Genomic DNA, 16342 nt, shown 5'->3' on the forward strand with positions numbered 1-16342 from the left:
AACACGCGCATCCAGGTGGAGCATCCGGTCACGGAACTCGTCATGGGGATCGATCTGGTGCAGTGGCAGATCCGCGTGGCGTCGGGCGAGAAGCTGCCCTTCACGCAGAAGGATTTCACGCCGCGGGGCTGGGCCATGGAGTGCCGCATCACGAGCGAGGATCCGTCGAACGGCTTTCTGCCGAGTACGGGTCGAATCGAGTACCTGCATTTGCCGAGTGGGCCCGGCGTGCGATGGGACGGCGGGATCGAGGCCGGCAGCGAGGTTGGCCTGCACTACGATCCCATGCTTGCGAAGCTGATCGTGCATGCACCGACTCGCGCGCTCGCCATCTCGCGGATGCGTCGCGCCTTGCACGAGCTCACCATCGATGGCATCGAAACGTCGCGCGGGTTCCATTTGCGCGTGATGGATGACGCCGAGTTCCAGTCCGGCGACATCAGCATCCAGTGGCTCGAACAGCGGTTGCCCACGCTCACCGCACCGACCGCTGATCGTGAGACGTTGCGGTTGGCAGCCATTGCGGCCGCGCTGGTGGCGCATGAGGAGCGCACGGCCGGGCGGAGTGCCGGCACGAGCGGGGGGAGCGGCGCGCTCGGCGCCGGCGAGAGCGCGCGTGGTGGCAGCACGCTGACGTGGGCGGCCGTGGCGCGTCGCGAGGGGCTGCGTCCGTCGTGAAGCGACGTCCCCCTCGCAAGGCCGCCCGCCGCGATATTCCATCGCGAACGTCGCGACTCCCGGAATCGGTGCAGACGCTCACCATCGATCGCATCGCGGCCGGTGGTGACGGAGTGGCGCGAGCCGACGGAATGGCCGTGTTCGTGCCACGCACGGCGCCTGGCGATGTGGCGCAGGTCGCGTACGTGTCGTACGCACGCCATGGCCGTGGACGGGTCTTGCAGATCCTTGCACCGTCGGCGCATCGCGTGGAGCCGCCCTGTGTGCACTACGAGCGAGATCGATGCGGGGGCTGTCAGTTGCAGCACCTCGATGCGGATACGCAGCAGCAGGCACGCCGGCAGATCGTGCAGGAGACGTTGCGGCGTATCGGCCGCCGCGAGATTACGCTTCCCCCGCTCGATACCGGCGAGGCGTGGGGGTATCGCAGCCGCCTCACGCTCACTCTTCGCCGCTCGGGCAGCCGGTGGATCGGCGGGCTGCACGCACACGATGACCCGTCGCGGGTGTTCGCGCTGGAGACGTGTCTGATCGCGCACCCCGCGCTGGTGGCGGTGTGGGGCAGCATCCGTTCGGTGCTGCGGAGTGGTGCGGTATCGCTCCCCGTCGTCGCGGACGAACGCGGCGGTCCTGCCTCGCTGCGCCTGGGGCTTCGCCTCGAGGGAGAGGTGGGGGCGGGCGGCGCGGCCGACGCCAGCGATCCCAGCGTGCAGGTGGTACTCGAGGGAGGACGTGACTGGCCGCAGCAGGAGGAGTGGACCGATGCCATCAAGCGCGCGGATGCCCGGGTGCGCGGCGTGTGGTGGACCCCGGCCCCCACTGTTGCAGCGACAACCGCTACGCGGAGCGACCAGGGGGCCCCCGTCGCCGATTATCTCCCGCAGGCGCGCGAGGCGCTCGCGTTCGCTCAGGTGAACGCGGGCATTGCGTCACGGCTTCGCCAGATGGTGTTCGACGCGGTACTGCAGTTCTCCCCGACGCGCGTGCTCGATGGCTATGCCGGCACGGGCATGCTGGCGGAGCGGCTGGCGCAGGCCGGTGTGCCGGTGGTGGCTGTGGAAGCGGATCCCGCTGGGGCCGAGAGTGCGGTCGCGCGTCTGGCGCAGGCCGGCGAGGCAGGGGGCCGGTCGCGGGTCGTGTGTGACTTGATGGAGCGTGCCGTGGCCTCGCTCGACGTGGCCACCGATGTGGTGGTGCTCAATCCGCCGCGGCGCGGGGTGCACGTCGATGTGACCGGTTGGTTGGAAGCGCCGGCGCAGCGCCACGTGCGTGGTGTGGTGTATGTGAGTTGTGATCCCGCAACCCTGGCTCGCGATCTCGCCCGGCTTCCGTCGTGGCGTGTAGAGCGCGTGCACTGTTTCGACATGTTTCCGCAGACCGCCCACGTGGAGACCGTGTGCGTCCTGCATCGGGAGAGCGCATGAAGTATCTCGTGGATGTGAACGGCCAACGGATCGTCGTCGAACTCGACGGGGCGCACGCCGAGGTGGATGGCGAGCGAACGGATGTCTCGCTAACGGCTGTTGCGGGCACGCCGGTGCGGTTGGTGCGGATCGGGGAGCAGGTGCACCGGGTGGTGGCGCGCCGTGGGGCGTCGCGAGGCGCGTGGCAGCTCGATGTGGATGGTGCCCGGATTGAAGTCGAGGCGCTCGACGAGCGCATGCGCGCGATCAAGGATCTCACGGCTGCCACGGCGAAGGCGAGTGGGCCGGCGCCGCTCGTGGCCCCCATGCCCGGGCTGGTGGTGCGCATTGCCGTGGCCGTTGGGGACACGGTGGTCGCCGGTCAGGGGCTGGCCGTGATCGAGGCGATGAAGATGGAGAACGAGCTTCGGGCCTCGGCAGCCGGGGTGGTCACGGCCATCCGGGTGAGCGCGGGGCAGGCGGTGGAGAAGGGGGCGGTCCTGATCGACCTCGGCGCCGTCGAGGGCTGAAGGCGACCAGGAGCGCCCCCGGGGGCGTGCGGTGCTCCGAGGCTCAGCCCTTGGCCGGCACTTCGCGGCGCATCCGGTTGACTCCCTTGATGACGAGGAAGAGCGTGAACGCCACGATGACAAACGTCAATATCTGGTTCAGAAAGAGGCCGTAGGCGACCGTGGGCGCCCCGGCCTTTTTCGCTTCTTCCAGCGTGGCGAACGTTCCGCCGCCCACGGTGATGAACCGGTTCGTGAAGTCGATCCCACCGGTGAGGAGTCCGACGACGGGCATGATGATGTCGCTGACCATGCTGTCAACGATTTTCTGGAAGGCGCCGCCGATGACCACGCCGACGGCGAGGTCCACGACGCTGCCGTTTACGGCAAATTCCTTGAATTCCGACATCATCGACATGCGTGCTGACTCCTATGGGGCGGGGGGGAGATCGGCTCGGGGGGGAACCGGCGTCGGCAGCATGGCGTTGGGACCGGCTGGTGGCAAGAGTGGCGTGCCCCCAGCTGTCTCGGGGCGCTCACCGGACCCCGTGCCGGTTCGGGGGGGTCGGCACAAGCGCCGCATTGACAGGCACTTCAGAGCTGTGTAAGCTACGAGTCTGTCCCGATTTTCGGCGATTTTCGCGCAGTATGGCGCGGGAAGCCGACCGGTCGGGCGTCCGTCCTGTGAGTGAGGGACGGCACACGGCTATCAAACCCTTTGCCGGGGGCCGATCCGCGGGCATGTGCCCACGGTCCACGGCTTCTCCGCAACACGCACGGATCACGTTAGCATGAAGACCTACAGCGCGACCCCGAAGGATATCGACCGTCGGTGGTACATCGTCGACGCGGAAGGAATGGTCCTTGGCCGGCTCGCGTCGGAAGTCGCGAAGATCATCCGCGGCAAGCACAAGCCCATGTACACGCCGCACATGGACACGGGTGACTTCGTCATCGTGATCAATGCGTCGAAGGTGCAGGTCACCGGTCGCAAGGCCGAGCAGAAGACCTACTTCAGCCACACGGGCTACATGGGCCACGAGAAGCACACGCCCTTTGCCACGATGCTGGCCAAGCACCCGGAGCGCGTGATCGAGAAGGCCGTGTACGGCATGCTCCCGAAGACCACCCTGGGTCGTCAGGTGCTCCGTCGCAAGCTCCGCGTCTTTGCCGGTGCTGACCATCCGCACGTGGCGCAGAGCCCGGCCAAGCTTACCTTCTCCGCCGCCGAGGCCAAGTAATGTCGGAACAGATCAACGCCGTCGGCCGTCGCAAGGAAGCGGTGTGCCGTCTTTATCTCACGCCCGGCACGGGTAAGTGGGAAGTGAACGGTCGTACGCTGGGTGACTACTTCCCGCGTCCGACGCTGGTGTCGGCCATCCAGCAGCCGTTCACGCTGACCGACACGCTCGGTCAGTACGATGTGAAGGCCACGCTCGATGGCGGTGGCATGTCAGGTCAGGCGGGCGCGGTGCGCCTCGCGGTGGCTCGTGCGCTCGTGAAGGTCGACGAGGGCAACAAGAAGAAGCTTCGTGAGTTCGGCCTGCTCACGCGCGATGCGCGTGAGGTCGAGCGTAAGAAGCCGGGCCGCGCTGGCGCCCGCAAGCGCTTCCAGTTCTCCAAGCGCTAAGCAACAGCGACCGGGGCTGCGGCCCCGGTCGCGTTGTCCAGCATATCTCTCACGCGGTCCGAGCTGGTGGCGGGTGCCGATTCCTTCAGGGAACGGTCGCTGCCGGCGACGACGGCCGCGGACGAACTCAAACAACCAGGTACTCCACGCATGGCCACTCCGTCCCTCGAGCAGCTGCTCGCCGCGGGCGTTCACTTCGGGCACCAGACCCGTCGTTGGAACCCCAAGATGCGCCGGTTCATCTTCGCCGAGCGCAACGGCATTCACATCATCGACCTGCAGAAGACGCTCCGCCAGATCGAACTGGCGCAGAAGCTCGTCCGCGAGGTCGTCCTGCGCGGCGAGAACGTCCTCTTCGTCTGCACCAAGCGCCAGCTCGCCGCCATCGTGCGTGACGAGGCCGCGCGCTGCGGCGGCATGTTCGTCACCGAGCGCTGGCTCGGCGGCATGCTGACCAACTACCAGACGGTCAAGAAGCAGGTCAAGAAGCTCAAGGAGCTCGAGGCCGGCAGCGAGGATGGCTCGCTCGCGAACTACACCAAGAAGGAACAGCTTCTCATGTCGCGTCAGCGCGAGAAGCTCTCCAAGTACCTCTCGGGCATCAAGACGATGAACCGCCTCCCGGGGCTGCTGTTCATCATCGACTCGAAGAAGGAGCGCATCGCTGTCTCCGAAGCCAACAAGCTCGGGGTGCCGATCGTCGCCATCGTCGACACGAACGCCGATCCCGACCTCATCACGGTGCCGATCGCTGGTAACGACGACGCCATCCGCTCGGTCGAGCTGATCGCGAAGGTCATCGCCGATACGATCGACGAGGCGCGCCGTGAGGCGCCCGCCCGCCCGCAGGAAGAGGAGCAGGAGGCGTACACGTTCTCCAGCGACCGTGGCGCCGAGCGCGCTGACCGCGGCGATCGCGGCGGCCGCGACAACCGTGGTGGTGGCGACCGCGGTGGGAACAACGACCGTGGTGGCCGTCCGCGCCGCCGTCGTGCCAAGCCGGAAGCAATCGCGGCGCGCCTTAAGGGTGGCGACGCGGGCGCTGAAGGCGCCGACGACGCGGCTCCGGCCGAAAGTGCCGAGTAAGGTCCGGCCTGACGCACGGAATCCGGAGGGGCGCCGCTCTCGGCGCCACCTCCCAGGATGCAGGATCGCGACGCCGCCGGCACCTCCCGGCGGCGTTGTTGTAGCAACCGTAGTATCATCCCAGTATCGATAGCGCACCCTTCAGAGATAGACAGGATCTGACGATGGCATTCACGACCAAGGACGTGGCAGAACTCCGCCAGCGCACGAGTGCAGGCATTGGCGATTGCAAGAAGGCGCTCGAAGAGACCAACGGCGACATGAACGCCGCCGTCGAGTACCTCCGCAAGAAGGGCATTGCCAAGGCTGAGAAGCGCGCCGACCGCTCAACGAGCGAAGGCATCGTGGCCGGCGAAGTGTTCAACAACGGCACGTCGGCCGCCCTCGTGGAAGTGGGCTGCGAAACCGACTTCGTGGCGCGCAACGAAGACTTCGGCAAGATCGTGAACACGCTCCTCGCCCATCGCGTGCAGTCGTCGGCCGGTGACATCGACGCGTTCCTTGCCGAGCCCATGACGGGCAGCCCGAACGAGTCGGTGGAGGAGTACGTGAAGGCGGCCGCCGCCAAGACGGGTGAGGCGGTGAACGTGAAGCGCACGGCGCGTTTCGATGCCGGTGCCAACGGTCAGGTCGGCATGTACCGCCACCACAACGGCAAGCTCGCGACGATCGTGCAGATCACCGCGTCCTCGGCGGACGTGGCGAACCACGAGGCCACGAAGGAGCTCGTGAAGTACATCGCCGAGCACGTCGCCGCGGCGGCGCCGATCGCGGTCGATCGCGCCGGCGTCTCGCCCGAGAAGCTCGAAGCCGAAAAGCGCGTGGCCGAAGGGCAGGCGCGTGAAACTGGCAAGCCGGAAGCCATGATCGAGAAGATCGCCACGGGCAAGGTCGAGGCGTTCCTCAAGGACGTGACGCTCATGCCGCAGGCGTGGGTGCGCGACGGCAGCCTGACGATCGCGCAGCTCGTCGCCGATCACGCCAAGAAGGCGGGCGGTGAGATCACCGTGGACCGTTTCGCGCGCCTGCAGCTCGGCGCCGAGTAAACGACCATGAGCGACACCGCACACAGCGCGAACGCGCCGAGCGGGTCCGGTCTGCGCTTTCAGCGCATCCTCCTCAAGATCTCCGGTGAAGCCCTCGCCGGAGATCGTGGGGTGGGCTTCGATTTCGAACGCATCGGCTTTTTCGCCGACCAGATCGTCGATGTTGCCCGCATGGGGGTGCAGCTCGGCCTGGTGATCGGCGGTGGCAACATTGTCCGCGGCACCCAGCTCTCCCAGATGGGTATGGACCGGGTCGGCGCCGATTACATGGGCATGCTCGGTACCGTCATCAACGCGATGGCGCTGCAGGATGTGCTGGAAAAGAAGGGGCTCGATACCCGGGTCATGACGGCGATCCGCATGGAAGAGCTGGCGGAGCCGTATATCCGCCGCCGCGCTCTCCGGCACTTCGAGAAGGGGCGCACCGTCATCTTTGCCGCCGGCACCGGGAATCCGTATTTTTCCACGGACACGGCTGCCGTGCTGCGTGCCATCCAGATGAAGGCCGATGTGATCATCAAGGCCACCAGTGTGGATGGGGTGTACTCGGCCGATCCGAAGAAGGATCCGAATGCCACGCTGTACGAGACGATCAGTTATCGCGACGTGATGCTCGAAGAGCTGCGTGTGATGGACCAGACGGCCATCACACTCTGCAAGGAGAATCAGCTGCCGCTCGTCGTACTCAACCTTCACCGTCAAGGCGCGATCGCCCGTGCCATTCGTGGCGAGCGCGTGGGGACATTGGTTTCATGAGCACATCGCAGATTCTGAAGGACGCGAAGGCCGGCATGGAGAAGGCCCTCGAGAATTCGAAGAAGGAGTTTTCGGGAATCCGCTCGGGCAAGGCGTCGCCCAACATGCTCGACACGATCAAGGTGGAAGCGTACGGCTCGTTGGTGCCCCTCAATCAGGTGGCGACGGTGTCGGCACCCGAGCCGCGCATTCTTCTCGTCACCCCGTTCGACAAGGGGCAGGCGAAGGCGATCGAGAAGGCCATTCGCGAGTCCGACCTGGGCCTCGATCCGGCGCACCAGAACGGCATCATCCGCGTGCCGCTGCCCAGCATGACCGAGCAGCGTCGTAAGGAGCTTGTGAAGATCCTGCACAAACTCGCCGAGGATGGTAAAATCGCCATCCGTCATGCGCGCACCGACGCCCGCGACAAGATCAAGAAGCTCGACGGCGTGTCGGAGGACGAAAAGAAGACCGCTGAGAAGGATCTGCAGAAGGTGCACGACGACGAGATCGCGAAGCTCGAGGCCTTGTTGAAGACGAAGGAAGCCGAAGTCATGGCGGTGTGAGTCCGCGCGCGCGGACTCGCACGTTGTGCCCCACCGTTACCGCCCCCCTGCATGACTGACACCGAGTCGGATCTGTTGGCACGCATTCGCGTGCACGGGGCGGTGCCGCGGCACATTGCCATCATCATGGATGGCAATGGCCGCTGGGCGAGGGAGCGGCACATGCCGCGCCCGTTCGGACATCGGTCGGGAATGAAGGCGGTGCGCGCCGTGGTCGAGGGGTGCCTCGACGCCGGCGTGGAGTGGCTCTCGCTGTTCGCCTTCTCGCAGGAGAATTGGCAGCGGCCGGAAACCGAGGTGTCGGCGCTTATGTCGCTGCTCGAGGAGTTCATCGCCCGAGAGGCCGCCGACCTCGCGAAGCAGGGGGTGCACGTACACGTGCACGGCGACCTTGATCGCCTCAGTCCCGCCGCGGCGTCGGCCGTGGATCGAGTGCGTCGCGAAACGGCCAGCGGCACGCGACTCGGTCTCAATCTGTTCATTTCGTACGGAGGGCGCGCTGAACTCGTGCGCGCCGCCCGTGAGCTGGCGCGTGATGTGCAGCGCGGAACACTCACGCCGGACGACATCGACGAGGCGCAGTTCCGCAGCCGTCTTTTCACCGCCGGCTGCCCAGATCCCGATTTGCTTATTCGCACATCCGGCGAGCGTCGGCTCTCGAACTTCCTGCTATGGCAGGTGGCGTACGCGGAGCTCTACATCTCGAGCGTCCTGTGGCCCGACTTCAATCGCGCGGCCTTGTTCGAAGCCATCTGTGATTTTCAGCGACGCGACCGGCGGTTCGGCCGCGTGTCCACGTAATTCCATCGGGTCGTGAACGAATTCGGACGTCGTGTTATCGTGGCGCTCATCGGTGCGCCGCTCGCCATCGGGATCATCTGGATTGGCGGTGCGCCACTCGCCACCATGCTCGGCGCGTTGTCTGCCGTGGCCGCGTGGGAGTTCTATCGCATGGCCCAGGCAGGTGGCGCCACGCCACTCGCTGCCATCGGCGTCGTGTTGTCGGCGTGCATCCCCATCGGCGTGCACGGTCAGCTGCTCGGGGTGCTGACCGTCCCGATGTACGCCTGGGTATTGAGTGTGCTAGCCGTTTTGGGGCTCGCCATTTGGATGCGCGGTGTCGACGGCAAACCGCTGGGTGCCGCCAGCACCACCGTGTTCGGTGCACTGTATACGGGGGCGACGCTCAGCTTCGCCTATGTGCTTCGCTATCACAACTATGCCGTGGGGGAGACGGCAGGCGCCTTAAGCGTGCTCTTCCCGGTCGTTCTTACGTGGGCGAGTGACACGGGCGCGTATTTCAGCGGGCGCCTCATCGGTGGCCGCAAACTCATTCCCAGTGTGAGCCCGGGGAAGACGGTCGCTGGTGCCGTCGGAGGGGTGCTCGTCACGGTGGCTGCCACCTACGCGTTTACGTACGGCCTCCTCGTGCCGAAGGCGCAGCTGGCCTTTACGCCCACGGGCATTGTGGTGTTCGGTGTGGCGATCAGCATCATCGCGCAGGTCGGTGATCTCGCCGAGTCGCTGCTCAAGCGCGAGGCCGGGGTGAAGGACAGCGGGACGCTCTTTCCCGGCCACGGTGGTGTCCTCGATCGTCTCGATTCGCTCTTCTTCGTGCTCCCTGCGGCCTACGCGTTGTACGATTGGCTGTTGATCCCGGCTCCTGGTGCCCGATGACGGCTTCACTGTTTCACGCCACGTCGCCCGCGTCTGACGTGCCATCGCCAGTCGGCGTAGCGCTCCTGGGTGCCACGGGGTCCATCGGCAAGAGTGCCCTCAAGGTGCTCGAGCGTCAGCGCGATCGGTTCGTGCCGGTGGCCATGACCGCCAATGGCAACGCGGCGGCGCTCGCCGAACAGGTGGCGCAGTTTGGCCCGGCCTACGTTGGCCTGGTGCAAGGCTCCGTGGAGGCGCCGTCCGGCTGGGGCCGTGGCCCCGAGTGTCTCGTGGAGGCGGCCACTCACCCCGATGCGTCGATTGTCATCAATGCGGTGGTGGGGGCCGCGGGATTGCCGGCCACGCTCGCGGCGTTGCGACAGGGCAAGCGCGTCGCGTTGGCCAACAAGGAAACGTTGGTCGTGGCAGGCGACATCGTGACGCGGACGGCGCGTGAGCACGGTGCCGAGCTCGTGCCGGTCGACAGCGAGCACTCGGCCATCCTGCAGTGCCTCGCGGGGCGGCAGCCGCACGAGGTCAAGCGCCTCATTCTCACGGCATCCGGTGGGCCGTTCCGCACATGGCCGGCCGAAAGAATTGCGCAGGCCACGCGGGCCGATGCCCTCAAGCACCCCACCTGGCAGATGGGGAGCAAGATCACCATCGACAGCGCGACGCTCGCCAACAAGGCGCTCGAGGTCATCGAGGCGCATCACTTGTTCGGCGTGCCCTACGACCGCATCGAGGTCGTGGTGCATCCGCAGAGCATCATTCACTCGTTCGTTGAGTTCGTGGACGGCAGCGTGCTGGCACAAATGGGGGTGCCGAGCATGGAACTCCCTATCTTGTATGCGCTCACCTGGCCGGAACGTGTGGCCGATACTGGCGTACCATCGTTCGACCCGGTGGCGCTGGGCGGACTCACGTTCGAGCACGTGCGGCACGAACAGTTCCCGATGTTGGGCTTGGGGATATCGGCGGGGCGCGCCGGCGGTGCGGCGCCCGCGGTCTTCAATGCGGCGAACGAGGAGGCCGTTGCCCAGTTTCTCGCCGGAGCACTGAGCTTCGGCGGCATCGCCGAACGGGTTGCCGAGGCGCTGCAGGATCTGGCCGGTGCTCCCGGTGATTCGCTCGAAACGCTACTCGCGGCCGATGCCGCCGCGCGTGATCATGTGAAGTCTCGTATCGCACAGGAGGCGTGACGGGTATGTCGTCGCTGTCGGTCTATATCGCGCCACTGCTGGTGTTCGGTCTCGTCGTGTTCGTGCACGAACTTGGCCATTTCGTGGCGGCCAAGCTGTGCGGGGTGTACGCGCCCGTGTTCTCCCTCGGGTGGGGGCGTCGCATCTTCGGGGTGAAGCGGGGCGAAACCGACTATCGGATTTCCCTCATTCCGCTCGGTGGCTTCGTGCGCATGGCGTCGCGCGACGACGATGCGTTGGCTGGGATCGAGGGTGCGGAAGCGGATCGCGGTTCACTCGACGCCACGCCGGTGCGTCCCGACGGCGTGCCTGCTTCGCTCTGGGATCCGCAAGGCATGGCTCCGTTCGGCCCAAAGCCCGTTCCCGCCAATCGTTGGGTGGAGAACAAGTCGGCGCTCGCCCGCGTGTTCATCCTGTCGGCCGGGGTGATCATGAACATTCTGCTCACCATCTCGGTCTCGAGCGGGCTGTACTACACCTACGGCAATCGGTACGTGCCGGCGGTGATCGATTCCGTGGTGCCGGGGGCGCCGGCGGCGCTCGCAGGACTCCGCAGCGGTGACCGTATCGTGTCGATCAATGGTGAAGCCGTGCGCGCGTGGGATGAGGTCATTGCTCGCGTGTCACCCGTCACCTCGGGGACGGTCACGTTCGTCATCGCACGCGGCAGCGAGCGCGTGCAGACGGCCATCACGCCGCAAGTGGCGGAGGCGCAGGACCCCGTGACCGGGGCGCCGAGAAAGGTCGGTCGTGTGGGGATGATGGTCCTCGACTCCGTGGTGCGCGAGCCCGTGTCGCTCGGGAGCGCCGTTGCGCGCGGTGGTGAGGCCACCTGGGGTATGGCGCGTAACGTCGTGGCCGTTCTGGGCGGGCTGGTGAAAGGTGAGGTGTCAGCCAAGAACCTCGGCGGCCCCATTCAGATCGCGCGCACGTCGGTGCAGGCCGCACGAAACGGCGCCGAGACACTCTGGTCGCTCATTGCGTTCCTGAGCCTGAATATCGCGATTCTCAATCTCGTCCCCATTCCGGTTCTCGACGGCGGTCAGATTCTTATGGTCCTGGCCGAGCGAATCAAGGGGGGCACGTTCAGCATGCGCACGCGCGAGGCCTTCGCCCGGGTTGGGGTGCTCGCGGTCCTGGCGCTCATTCTGCTGGTCACCTTCAACGATCTGCGGTCGGTTTTCACGCAGTGAGGCGCGGGGTACTGGCGGCGAGCGCGTGGCTGATCTTCGGCGGATGCCATGGTCTCCCCGCGTGGCGCCCGACCGTGGCGTCCGGCGTCAACGCGTCGCCGATGCCGCGCATTCCGCGGGATGCGGCGCGCTTCGAGATCGATAGCGTCAGCGATTCCACGGCGACGTTTCGCGTACGTGAGGCGGCGTGGGTGCGACCGGGGTTGCAGAGTTACGTGGTGGATCCCGCGCAACGGGATGCGCTTGTGGCGCGCATGCTCGTCGTGTCGCGGTCCGGGGAAAGTGCCACTGCGGTTGTGACGGGTCAGGTGACCAGAGTGAAGGCTGATCACTTCCTGCTCGTTGTGCGTCCAGCCTTGCCGTGGTGGAAATCGGCGCGCTTCTGGGCGGGGGCGGCGGCTGGGGCGACGGCTACGATGATCGGGCGGGAGCTCTTTCCCTAGCGGTCAGCGGCGAGCAACGGCGGTTCGGCAGCCGTGGCGTCAGCTGCACACCAGCTTGCGGGGCACGACCACACTGCTGCTGCTGCGCGTCACGACCACCGTATCGGAGAACACGATGCAATACGGGGCGGAGATGCGCATGAGGTACCGACCGACCGGCAGCGAATACGATTCCACACTGTCGGCCCGCGTCTCGTAGCTGCGCCCACCGTCGAGGGGGACAAACTGTACCCGTGCATCGCGCGGCTGGACGCGGTAGCGCACCACGGCGCAGGCGCGAACAGCGAGGGTGACTTGAATCCGTTGCCCCGCCCTGAGGCCAGTAAGCACGGTGTCGCGCAGCGCCGTCGTACAGGACGTACTGGCATCGGCGATGACGGCTCGAACGGGGAGGCGCGACGCTGGCGGCACGTCTCCGCTCCAGCGCATGACCCCGACCTGCCGGTTGTCGACGTAGATCGCCGCGGAATCGCTGGCCACGATATCGAGATGGGCCGTTCGGGGGACGGCCGGGCTGGGACGTGGTCTGGCGGGGCTGGCGATGACCGGCACGCTGGTATCGGCCGCGATTGGCGACGGCACGACACTGTCCTCGCGCGGTTTCTGTGCGGTGTCAGCGACGGCGCGCCGTTGGGGCGGCGTCGCGGGCACGCGTGAGGCCTGTACGCGGTCCCAGATCATCCACCCGACTATGCCGACCAGGAGCAGCGCCGCAGCCGGCCAGGCACGCGAAGGGGCAGGGGGCGTCGGGCGAAAGCTGTCGACGGTCTCCGTGCCGAGGCGGGGACGCGCGGCGCTGGTGCCGGGCGCGGTCGGGAGCGCGGCCAGTGCATCGACGACGTGCAGCGCGCTGGCGTAGCGGTGCGCCGGGTCCTTGGCCAGCAGACGGAGGAGGAGCGCTTCGAACTCGGGGGACAGGTCGGGGACCCGCGCACGCGGGGGCGGCGGGGGCGTCTCCACATGCTGGCGGGCGACCGCGTACCAGTCGTCGCCCTCGAACGGCAGTACTCCCGTTGCCGCGCGATACAGCGTGACGCCCAGAGAGTAGAGATCACTGCGCCCGTCGAGATCGTGTCCGCGCGCCTGCTCGGGGCTGAAGTAATGCGGGGTTCCCTGAACCGTGTTGGTGTCGACTGAACCGGTGGACGCCGCGAGGGCCCGCGCGAGCCCGAAGTCGGCCACGACGGCCTCCCCGTTCGCGTCGAGGAGAATGTTGTCCGGCTTGATATCGCGGTGGACGATCCGGCTGGCGTGCGCGACGGCGAGCGCGGCCGCGATGCCGATGCCGAGGCGCACGACGTCCGGCTCGGGCAGGCGGCCCATCAGGGTGAGCCGGCGGCCCAGGGTGAGCGGGTACAGGTCCATGGCCACGAAGGCCGCGCCGTCGACGTGTCCGACATCGCGCACGGTGACGATATGCGGATGGCGGAGTTTGGCGGCGGTCGCCGCTTCGCGGCGAAACCGGCCCTCGGCTCCCTCCTGTCCGGCGAACTCCGGCCGAAGGATCTTGAGGGCGACCGGGATCTCGAGGTCCAGATCGATCGCCTCGTAGACCCAGGAGAACGCTCCCGTCCCCAAGTGGCGGATGACCCGATACTTCCCGATTGTTCGCCCCAGATAGCGTTCGGGCACGTCGAGGTCCTTTACAGGGGGGCCAGAGTCGAGTAAGCTACCGTGCTACCTGCAATTGCGCGCAATAGACCCGCGATGAACGTCGCGCACGTTAGCGCGATGACAGCTCGGATAACGGCTGAGAATACAACGACGATGGCGTTCGACAAGGCTACCACGATCGACAAGTTCCGGGCCCACGAAGGGGACACCGGCTCGACCCGCGTACAGATCGCGCTCCTCACTGAGCGGATCAATTACCTGACGGGTCATTTCCGTACGCATGCGAAGGACCATCATGGTCGTCGCGGCCTCCTCAAGATGGTGGGTAAGCGCCGCCGTCTCTTGGACTATCTGAAGCGTACGGACGTGCAGCAGTATCGCACGCTCGTGCAGGACCTTGGGCTCCGCTACTAAGCAGAGTTCTGTCACGTCGTCGCGCGGGGGCACAACTGCCTCCCGCGCGATTTGCGTTCTCATGAGGTTACACAGCTGATGATGCATCGAATCGAGCGGACGTTCGCCGGTCGCCCCCTGGTTATCGAAACCGGTCGGATGGCGAAGCAGGCAGCGGGTTCCGCAGTCGTCCAGTTCGGCGAGACCATGGTGCTCGCCGCCGTCACGGTGAGCGAGAACCAGAGCCCGCTCCCCTTCTTCCCCTTGACCGTCGAGTACAAGGAGAAGACCTACGCCGCCGGGAAAATCCCGGGCGGATTCATCAAGCGCGAAGGGCGCCCGCACGATCATGAGATCCTGGCGGCGCGCATCATCGATCGCTCGATCCGCCCGCTGTTCCCCGAGGGCTTCAAGAACGAAGTCCAGGTGTTCATCTACGTCATCTCCGCCGACCAGGAGAATGACGCCGACGTGCTGGCGCTGGTCGCCGCCTCGTTCGCGCTGAACGCCTCCAAGATCCCCTTCCTCGGCCCGATCGCCGGGGTGCGCGTGGGTCGCGTGCAGGGGCACTGGGTGCTCAACCCCACGTTCCAGCAGCTCGCGTTCTCCGACATGGAGCTCGTGGTGGCCGGTTCGCAGGATTCCATCGTCATGGTGGAAGGTGGCGCGCTCGAGGTGTCCGAGGAGGACGTGCTCGAGTCGCTGCGCCTCTCGCACGACGGCATCCGCGAACTCATCGCCATGCAGACGGAGCTGCTCGCCAAGGTGCAGCAGCCCAAGATGGCGTGGACCAAGGCCGAGACGCCGGAAGCGATCGCCACGCGCGTGAAGGAGGCCGCCAGCGGCCCGATCCGCACGGCGCTGAACCAGAAGGACAAGCACACGCGTATCGAAGCGGTCGAGAAGGCGAAGAAGGCACTGGCCGAGCAGCTGCTCGTCGAGTTCCCTGACAATGCCAAGGACATCCACTCGGTGCTCGGCGATGTCGAGTACAACGAGCTGCGTGCTCAGGTACTCGATACCAACCTGCGCGTCGACGGCCGCAAGCCGAACGAAGTGCGTGGCATCAGCATCGACAGCAGCGTGTTGCCGCGTGCCCACGGCTCGTCGCTCTTCACGCGTGGCCAGACGCAGGCGCTTGTCGCCGCGACGCTGGGCACCGCCAAGGACGCACAGCGTCTCGATTCCATCAAGGAAGCGGGCGAAGTCACGCGTTCGTTCATGCTGCACTACAACTTCCCGCCGTTCTCGACCGGTGAAGTGCGCCCGATGCGCGGCACCAGCCGTCGCGAAATCGGCCACGGCAACCTGGCCGAGCGCGCGCTGCAGGGCGTGCTCCCCGACTTCGCCGACTTCCCGTATACCATCCGCATCGTTTCCGATGTGCTCGAGTCCAACGGCTCGTCGTCGATGGCGTCGGTGTGCGGTGGCTCGCTCGCGCTGTTCGATGCCGGCGTGCCCATGAAGGCGGCCGTGGCCGGTGTGGCGATGGGGCTGATCAAGGAAGGCAAGAAGTACGCGATTCTCACCGACATCCTGGGCACCGAAGACCACCTCGGTGACATGGACTTCAAGGTCGCCGGCACGAAGGATGGCATCACGTCCATCCAGATGGACATCAAGATCGAGGGGCTCGACCTCAAGATCATGGAAGAGGCGCTCGCGCAGGCGAAGGAAGGCCGCTTCCACATTCTCGGCGAGATGGACAAGGCGTTGGCCGCGCCGCGCGCCGAGCTGTCGATGTACGCGCCGCGCATCGTGACGGTGCAGATCCCGGTCGACAAGATCGGCGAGCTCATCGGTCCGAAGGGCAAGAACATCCGCGGCATCCAGGAAGAGACGGGTGCCGAGCTCACGGTCGACGACGATGGTACGGTGACGATCGCCGCGGTGGGCGGCGAGAGCATGGAGCGGGCGAAGCAGATGGTCATGGCCATCACCGCCGAGCCGGTCGTGGGCGAAACGTACGAAGGCACGGTGAAGACCGTGACCGCGTTCGGCGCCTTCGTCGAAATCATGCCGGGTACCGAAGCGCTGCTGCACGTGTCCGAGATGAAATGGGAGCGCGTCGAGAAGCCCGAAGACGTGTGCAAGAAGGGCGATCGCGTCACGGTGAAGCTGGTCGATCGCGACGAGCGTGGCCGCCTCCGCCTCAGCATGAAGGCGCTGCTGCCGAAGCCCGAAG

The 16342-nt window shown here is 66.3% G+C and carries 17 protein-coding genes and 1 pseudogene; 16 read left to right on the forward strand and 2 right to left on the reverse strand.

Going from position 1 to position 16342, the window contains the following annotated elements; all coding sequences use genetic code 11:
• From ACIQ6O_RS05025 to ACIQ6O_RS05035, 3 genes and pseudogenes are all read left to right on the forward strand, one after another.
• A pseudogene (locus ACIQ6O_RS05025) lies at nt 1-678 on the forward strand (acetyl-CoA carboxylase biotin carboxylase subunit); the annotation flags it as partial.
• A complete protein-coding gene (locus ACIQ6O_RS05030) occupies nt 675-2102 on the forward strand; it encodes a class I SAM-dependent RNA methyltransferase (RefSeq protein WP_396206693.1) in 1428 nt (475 codons plus the stop codon). The pseudogene ACIQ6O_RS05025 and the gene ACIQ6O_RS05030, both read left to right, overlap by 4 nt.
• The gene (locus tag ACIQ6O_RS05035) at nt 2099-2611 is read left to right on the forward strand and encodes a biotin/lipoyl-containing protein (protein ID WP_396206694.1); all 513 of its coding nucleotides are present in this window, start codon (nt 2099-2101) and stop codon (nt 2609-2611) included. Before ACIQ6O_RS05030 ends, ACIQ6O_RS05035 begins: the two co-directional genes overlap by 4 nt.
• A 43-nt stretch (nt 2612-2654) precedes the next feature.
• Here ACIQ6O_RS05035 and mscL read toward each other — a convergent pair whose 3' ends face one another.
• Nucleotides 2655-3008 (reverse strand): large conductance mechanosensitive channel protein MscL, encoded by a 354-nt coding sequence (gene mscL / locus ACIQ6O_RS05040; RefSeq protein ID WP_396206695.1) that lies wholly within the window; start codon nt 3006-3008, stop codon nt 2655-2657.
• 373 nt (nt 3009-3381) lie between these two features.
• On the opposite strand from mscL, the gene rplM reads away from it, so the two are divergent.
• The 11 genes from rplM to ACIQ6O_RS05095 all read left to right on the forward strand — a co-directional run bounded on the left by rplM (nt 3382) and on the right by ACIQ6O_RS05095 (nt 12150).
• Complete coding sequence (gene rplM, locus ACIQ6O_RS05045) at nt 3382-3831, forward strand: 50S ribosomal protein L13 (RefSeq protein WP_396206696.1); 450 nt, start codon at nt 3382-3384, stop codon at nt 3829-3831.
• Nucleotides 3831-4220, forward strand: coding sequence for a 30S ribosomal protein S9 (rpsI, locus tag ACIQ6O_RS05050; protein WP_396206697.1), 390 nt, complete (start codon nt 3831-3833; stop codon nt 4218-4220). Before rplM ends, rpsI begins: the two co-directional genes overlap by 1 nt.
• A gap of 150 nt (nt 4221-4370) precedes the next feature.
• Complete coding sequence (gene rpsB / locus ACIQ6O_RS05055) at nt 4371-5306, forward strand: 30S ribosomal protein S2 (RefSeq protein ID WP_396206698.1); 936 nt, start codon at nt 4371-4373, stop codon at nt 5304-5306.
• Nucleotides 5307-5470: 164 nt separating this feature from the next.
• Complete coding sequence (gene tsf / locus ACIQ6O_RS05060) at nt 5471-6352, forward strand: translation elongation factor Ts (RefSeq protein ID WP_396206699.1); 882 nt, start codon at nt 5471-5473, stop codon at nt 6350-6352.
• A 6-nt stretch (nt 6353-6358) separates the two neighbouring features.
• On the forward strand, nt 6359-7108 hold the full coding sequence (gene pyrH, locus ACIQ6O_RS05065; protein WP_396206700.1) for a UMP kinase: 750 nt from the start codon (nt 6359-6361) through the stop codon (nt 7106-7108).
• The gene (frr, locus tag ACIQ6O_RS05070) at nt 7105-7656 is read left to right on the forward strand and encodes a ribosome recycling factor (RefSeq protein ID WP_396206701.1); all 552 of its coding nucleotides are present in this window, start codon (nt 7105-7107) and stop codon (nt 7654-7656) included. The genes pyrH and frr overlap by 4 nt, the downstream gene beginning before the upstream one ends.
• A 51-nt stretch (nt 7657-7707) precedes the next feature.
• Nucleotides 7708-8457 carry an isoprenyl transferase gene (locus ACIQ6O_RS05075; RefSeq protein WP_396206702.1) on the forward strand — a complete coding sequence of 250 codons (750 nt, stop codon included), beginning with the start codon at nt 7708-7710 and terminating at the stop codon, nt 8455-8457.
• A 12-nt stretch (nt 8458-8469) separates the two neighbouring features.
• Nucleotides 8470-9333, forward strand: a complete 864-nt coding sequence (locus ACIQ6O_RS05080; RefSeq protein WP_396206703.1) for a phosphatidate cytidylyltransferase — start codon at nt 8470-8472, stop codon at nt 9331-9333.
• 38 nt (nt 9334-9371) lie between these two features.
• A complete protein-coding gene (gene dxr, locus ACIQ6O_RS05085; RefSeq protein WP_396206704.1) occupies nt 9372-10514 on the forward strand; it encodes a 1-deoxy-D-xylulose-5-phosphate reductoisomerase in 1143 nt (380 codons plus the stop codon).
• Nucleotides 10515-10519: 5 nt separating this feature from the next.
• Nucleotides 10520-11707, forward strand: a complete 1188-nt coding sequence (gene rseP, locus ACIQ6O_RS05090; protein ID WP_396206705.1) for an RIP metalloprotease RseP — start codon at nt 10520-10522, stop codon at nt 11705-11707.
• Between the two features lie 74 nt (nt 11708-11781).
• On the forward strand, nt 11782-12150 hold the full coding sequence (locus ACIQ6O_RS05095) for a hypothetical protein (RefSeq protein WP_396206706.1): 369 nt from the start codon (nt 11782-11784) through the stop codon (nt 12148-12150).
• A 39-nt stretch (nt 12151-12189) separates the two neighbouring features.
• On the opposite strand, the gene ACIQ6O_RS05100 is transcribed toward ACIQ6O_RS05095, so the two are convergent.
• Nucleotides 12190-13782, reverse strand: coding sequence for a protein kinase (locus ACIQ6O_RS05100; protein WP_396206707.1), 1593 nt, complete (start codon nt 13780-13782; stop codon nt 12190-12192).
• 135 nt (nt 13783-13917) lie between these two features.
• Here ACIQ6O_RS05100 and rpsO point away from each other — a divergent pair, with 135 nt between their 5' ends.
• Together rpsO and ACIQ6O_RS05110 are read left to right on the forward strand one after the other, a co-directional pair.
• Nucleotides 13918-14178: a 30S ribosomal protein S15 gene (gene rpsO, locus ACIQ6O_RS05105; protein WP_396206708.1), complete on the forward strand. Its 261-nt coding sequence runs from the start codon at nt 13918-13920 to the stop codon at nt 14176-14178.
• 78 nt (nt 14179-14256) lie between these two features.
• The coding region (locus tag ACIQ6O_RS05110; RefSeq protein WP_396206709.1) for a polyribonucleotide nucleotidyltransferase at nt 14257-16342 on the forward strand (2086 nt) is incomplete at its 3' end.

It is taken from the genome of Gemmatimonas sp. (assembly GCF_044345575.1).
In the GTDB taxonomy this organism is placed as follows: domain Bacteria; phylum Gemmatimonadota; class Gemmatimonadetes; order Gemmatimonadales; family Gemmatimonadaceae; genus Gemmatimonas.

Bases quoted from the DNA above. Each gene is read 5' to 3' on its own strand.
- rpsB (WP_396206698.1), top strand. From the start codon at position 4,371: ATGGCCACTCCGTCCCTCGAGCAGCTGCTCGCCGCGGGCGTTCACTTC.
- ACIQ6O_RS05035 (WP_396206694.1), top strand. From the start codon at position 2,099: ATGAAGTATCTCGTGGATGTGAACGGCCAACGGATCGTCGTCGAACTC.
- tsf (WP_396206699.1), top strand. From the start codon at position 5,471: ATGGCATTCACGACCAAGGACGTGGCAGAACTCCGCCAGCGCACGAGT.
- rplM (WP_396206696.1), top strand. From the start codon at position 3,382: ATGAAGACCTACAGCGCGACCCCGAAGGATATCGACCGTCGGTGGTAC.
- rseP (WP_396206705.1), top strand. From the start codon at position 10,520: ATGTCGTCGCTGTCGGTCTATATCGCGCCACTGCTGGTGTTCGGTCTC.
- rpsI (WP_396206697.1), top strand. From the start codon at position 3,831: ATGTCGGAACAGATCAACGCCGTCGGCCGTCGCAAGGAAGCGGTGTGC.
- rpsO (WP_396206708.1), top strand. From the start codon at position 13,918: ATGGCGTTCGACAAGGCTACCACGATCGACAAGTTCCGGGCCCACGAA.
- pyrH (WP_396206700.1), top strand. From the start codon at position 6,359: ATGAGCGACACCGCACACAGCGCGAACGCGCCGAGCGGGTCCGGTCTG.
- frr (WP_396206701.1), top strand. From the start codon at position 7,105: ATGAGCACATCGCAGATTCTGAAGGACGCGAAGGCCGGCATGGAGAAG.
- ACIQ6O_RS05075 (WP_396206702.1), top strand. From the start codon at position 7,708: ATGACTGACACCGAGTCGGATCTGTTGGCACGCATTCGCGTGCACGGG.
- mscL (WP_396206695.1), bottom strand. From the start codon at position 3,008: ATGTCGATGATGTCGGAATTCAAGGAATTTGCCGTAAACGGCAGCGTC.